This window comes from Candidatus Methanoperedens nitratireducens (assembly GCF_900196725.1).
Taxonomy (GTDB): domain Archaea; phylum Halobacteriota; class Methanosarcinia; order Methanosarcinales; family Methanoperedenaceae; genus Methanoperedens; species Methanoperedens nitroreducens_A.
In genome coordinates this window covers 1-3,962 of record NZ_FZMP01000246.1, presented here as the reverse complement: position 1 = coordinate 3,962, position 3,962 = coordinate 1, and the positions used below count along the sequence as shown (strand labels likewise).

Sequence of the window (3,962 nt, the reverse complement as noted above, 5' to 3'; positions counted from 1 at the left end):
TGTGGATGTCGCATGGTTGATAACGGTTTTAACGAATACACCAAAAGCGGTCTTGGTGCAGTAAAAATCGGCAAATATCTATGCAAGCAATGCAACGAAACGCCGGAAGAGGATAGAAGCATTTGGGAAAAGATCAAAACAGAATTTTTCAATCAGCTTGGGCTAATGTTAATGTCCAGAGACCTGTCGGGGTAAAAATGACAAATATTACTCTACGGTAATAAAAAATACTATTTCGCTAGATTGCGGAATTCATTCAGTCATCTATCGTTTTGTATAATGGATTTACCCCAGAAGGTTAGAGGACATTAACCTTAGGGCATGTCCTGAATATTTCTTCATGGATGCTGTTAACTTAATTAAATTTACAACGAACTCGTACGAACTCAATACGAACTCACTGTTGAATCTTGTAGCAAGTTCAAACAAACTCAGCCCGGCTAATCATCGAGTTCGTATAAGTTCGTTGTTTGTAACTAAAGAGATTAATCCCAAAAACTGATAACAGATATTATATCTCTTTCATTATATCTCTTTCTTATCTTAACAGCACCCTCGAAGTCAAGGTAATCTTTTTATATTATCACAACTAACATATTATTGGAGTATCGGGTTAGATCAAACATTTTCATTTCAAGCAGTTTAGCCCGGTAGACCGGGGATGGGGAGAGAAATAATGAAAATACAGGAAATAATCCAGGAATTCATACCTTGCGAGGTATGCGGGAACAGCGATATAAGCAATTTTTACTTTCATGTATTTGCCCACTGGGGGTCTGAACCTTTCGTAAAATGCTGTGAATGCGAAGAGGAGTATTATTCAAAAAGCGCAAAAAAGTCTTGAGCGGGATTAATAAAGACAGGAAAGAAAAAAAACCCAAAGCCCGGGTAACTTTGCGCCCGGAAGAGGATTGCGAAATAATGGAATATGCAAGGTAGTCATTCGCTATAGTTATTATTATGATGAGTATTTATATTAACATAGTGATAAATTATATATAACAGAACTTACAACACTACAGTTCAGGAACTATCATGAAAATTCGTGATGTAATTCAGGAATTCATACCCTGCGAGGTATGCGGGAACAGGGATATAAAACATTTCCATTTCCATGTATTTGTTCATTGGGGGTCCCAGCCGTATGTGAAATGCTGCCAGTGTGAAGAGGAATATTATTCCACAACGGCAAGAGCGGTCATAACGAAAGCTGAGGATGCAAGAAAAGCAAAAAAAAGAGCGGTTACAGGTGTGCATGAAAAAGACCGCAGCAATCACGAGAAACAAAAATTCGTGCATCCGCTCCTGAAAACATTGTCCCGGATTTAGCTAATCCTCAGCGAGATTGAAGATCTTTCCAGGTAACAGCTGTAAAAAATCGTGTGTTGGTGTTACCAGGTACAATCATCCTTATTAGCCTGCATCAGAATACTTTTTAACCATCACCAATAATTAAGATAGCATGCAGTTGTTTGGCGTACTTGGCGACCCCGTTTCCCACAGTCTCTCACCTGTTATGCACAATGCAGCTTTCAAAGCACTTGGCATGGATTGCGAATATCACGCGTTCAGGGTGAGCCCGGATAATTTGCATGATGCGATACACGGAGCGCTTGCCCTGGGTTTCGGGGGATTGAACCTTACAATACCGTTAAAGGAGAAAGCCCTGGGCATAGTTGAGCCCTCAGAGCTTGCAAAACAGATTGGTGCGGTGAATACAGTAGATTTTAAAAAAGGGATTAAAGGCTACAACACGGACGGCATCGGCGCAAAAATGGCGCTTGCAGGAAACGGTATCGGGGTAAAAGGAAAAAACGTGCTTCTCCTTGGAGCAGGCGGCGCGGCAAGGGCGATCGCATTCCAGCTTGCAAAGGACGGCGCAAGCGTGATAATCGCCAACCGCACATCCGGGCGGGCGGAAGCTCTTGCAAGCGAAGTCAGCAAAGTCGGATGCGTCGGTGCATCAGGCTTTGAAGACCTGAAGGCGCGGATACGGGAATGCGATATTCTCATAAACTCAACTTCCGTGGGCATGTCTCCCGGAACATCCGAGACCATCGTAACTTCAGATATGATGCATAAAGACCTTGTCGTGTTCGATATCGTATATAATCCCATGAGCACCCGGCTGCTCAGGGAAGCAAAAAAAGCAGGCGCAAAAGCGATCGACGGGGTAATGATGCTTGTGTACCAGGGCGCAGAGGCTTTCAAAATATGGACCGGACGTACCCCGCCTGTCGATGTTATGGAAAAAGCCGTGAGGGAGAGACTGAAATGAAAATACTGATAATCGGCGGGACTGGCGAGACCGGAAGGTGGTTCACTGAATTTTATAAGAATCACGGTTTTGACGTTATCATCTGGGGTATCAATAAAAGAAAAGATATCGCGCAGGAACTGGGCGTGAAGTTTGCCGATGACCTTGACAGCGAGATAAAAAAAGTGATATTGTGATGATATCAGTTCCCATCAATATCACGGAGAAGACCATCCAGAACATTGCTCCAAAAATGTCCCCCGGCAGCCTGCTCATGGATATTACATCTATCAAAACTGTCCCGATGGAAGCCATGCAAAAGCACGCACCCGCAGATGTTGAAATACTGGGAACGCATCCCATGTTCGGTCCTTCGATACCCGATATAAGAGGGCAGATAGTCATCTTCACACCAGTTGAGGGCAGGTCTTCCAGGTGGTTCCATGTCATCCGGAGCCTGTATGAAGAAAGCGGCGCGCATATCGAAATAATGGATGCAGTGCAGCATGATAAAATGATGGCTGTGGTGCAGGGGCTCACTCACTTTGCCTATATCTCGATAGGCTCGGTTTTCAGGGAGCTTGAATTCAATGTGGCTAATTCGCGCAGGTTCATGAGCCCCATGTACGATATCATGCTTGACCTTGTGGGCAGGATACTGGCTCAGAACCCGTACCTGTATGCGATGATCCAGATGAACCCCGAGGTGGCGAAAGTGCATAAAGCCTATATTGCCCAGTGCGACCTGATGGCGGATATCATCCGGGAAAAAGATATCGAGGGTTTTGTGGGTCTCATGAAAAAAGCCTCGGTGCATTTCGGGGATACGGAATCCGCCCTGCGGCGCTCGGAAAAACTTATCGGAACAAAAATAGTAGAGCACGAGGAGCTTGTTCGCTCCATCGGGAACGAGCGCGCCCTCAAGCATATATATTCGGGCGTTGTACATTTCGGAAACGTGAAAAAAGTAACGCCAAGGACTGTTATCCTGGAGCGGGGCGGGAAGAGCATTGAACTCCGTATAGAGAATGTAAGGCTTTTGAATGAAAAAGAACTGCTGGAGTGGAAAGCCGTGAATTTAAGGAACGTGGCGCGAGACGTTTCGGTTTTCATTCCGAAGGGCGCAGATCCTGAAATCATAAAAAACGTTATCAGCAGATCTGATGGTGTGATATCGACTGAGATAATTGATATTTATAGCAAGCAAAATGATATAAGTGTTACGTACCGAATAACTATATTCGGGGATTATGATGCGACGGGTGTCCAGGAAAGTGTTGAAACACTTTTTAGAGGGATTGGCTGTACAATCAGGTAAAGTTTATTAGTTATGAGCGCGCGCAAGCAGGAAAGTGATACTATGGTGGAGAAAACAAAAGTCCGACCGGATATACGCAAATTAAAAATCAGGGATGTGCTGCACGTAGGCACTGAAGATAAAGGCGAAGTATTTAAAGTTACCAAACTTGGCGAGAACACGTTCATCCTCGACCAGGGGGGAGATCTCAGGGAATACGGCAGGGCTGTGATGGCCAAGAATATCTACACCTTTGCTGAAAAGTTCAAGGCGGTTTACTGGATAACGCACGAGGAAGAGTAATTTACAGAGAGCTTGTTATTCCATCATTAAACTCAATTAGGTAGATAAAAGAATATAATATCCGAGTTCAACTTGTCTTATTTACCCAACTTTACCCCTGCTTAT

Annotated in this window: 6 protein-coding genes and 1 pseudogene; all 7 read left to right on the top strand. The window is 44.2% G+C overall.

Annotation, left to right across the window (positions count from 1 at the left end):
* Positions 1-195: pseudogene (locus tag MNV_RS18335) on the top strand (ISNCY family transposase); the annotation flags it as partial.
* A 481-nt stretch (positions 196-676) separates the two neighbouring features.
* On the top strand, positions 677-844 hold the full coding sequence (locus MNV_RS19980; protein ID WP_179294086.1) for a hypothetical protein: 168 nt from the start codon (positions 677-679) through the stop codon (positions 842-844).
* A 191-nt stretch (positions 845-1,035) separates the two neighbouring features.
* Positions 1,036-1,329 carry a hypothetical protein gene (locus MNV_RS18330; RefSeq protein WP_096207388.1) on the top strand — a complete coding sequence of 98 codons (294 nt, stop codon included), beginning with the start codon at positions 1,036-1,038 and terminating at the stop codon, positions 1,327-1,329.
* A 133-nt stretch (positions 1,330-1,462) separates the two neighbouring features.
* The gene (gene aroE / locus MNV_RS18325; RefSeq protein WP_096207387.1) at positions 1,463-2,278 is read left to right on the top strand and encodes a shikimate dehydrogenase; all 816 of its coding nucleotides are present in this window, start codon (positions 1,463-1,465) and stop codon (positions 2,276-2,278) included.
* On the top strand, positions 2,275-2,454 hold the full coding sequence (locus tag MNV_RS21060; protein WP_306453667.1) for a hypothetical protein: 180 nt from the start codon (positions 2,275-2,277) through the stop codon (positions 2,452-2,454). Before aroE ends, MNV_RS21060 begins: the two co-directional genes overlap by 4 nt.
* Positions 2,454-3,575, top strand: coding sequence for a prephenate dehydrogenase (locus tag MNV_RS18320; RefSeq protein ID WP_306453666.1), 1,122 nt, complete (start codon positions 2,454-2,456; stop codon positions 3,573-3,575). Before MNV_RS21060 ends, MNV_RS18320 begins: the two co-directional genes overlap by 1 nt.
* Before the next feature lie 12 nt (positions 3,576-3,587).
* Entirely contained in the window at positions 3,588-3,857 is a 270-nt protein-coding gene (locus tag MNV_RS18315; RefSeq protein WP_096207386.1) for a hypothetical protein, read from the top strand.
* Positions 3,858-3,962 lie beyond the last annotated feature (105 nt).

Coding starts and splice junctions, on each gene's coding strand:
- MNV_RS19980 (WP_179294086.1), top strand. CDS start 677: ATGAAAATACAGGAAATAATCCAGGAATTCATACCTTGCGAGGTATGC.
- MNV_RS18330 (WP_096207388.1), top strand. CDS start 1,036: ATGAAAATTCGTGATGTAATTCAGGAATTCATACCCTGCGAGGTATGC.
- aroE (WP_096207387.1), top strand. CDS start 1,463: ATGCAGTTGTTTGGCGTACTTGGCGACCCCGTTTCCCACAGTCTCTCA.
- MNV_RS21060 (WP_306453667.1), top strand. CDS start 2,275: ATGAAAATACTGATAATCGGCGGGACTGGCGAGACCGGAAGGTGGTTC.
- MNV_RS18320 (WP_306453666.1), top strand. CDS start 2,454: ATGATATCAGTTCCCATCAATATCACGGAGAAGACCATCCAGAACATT.
- MNV_RS18315 (WP_096207386.1), top strand. CDS start 3,588: ATGAGCGCGCGCAAGCAGGAAAGTGATACTATGGTGGAGAAAACAAAA.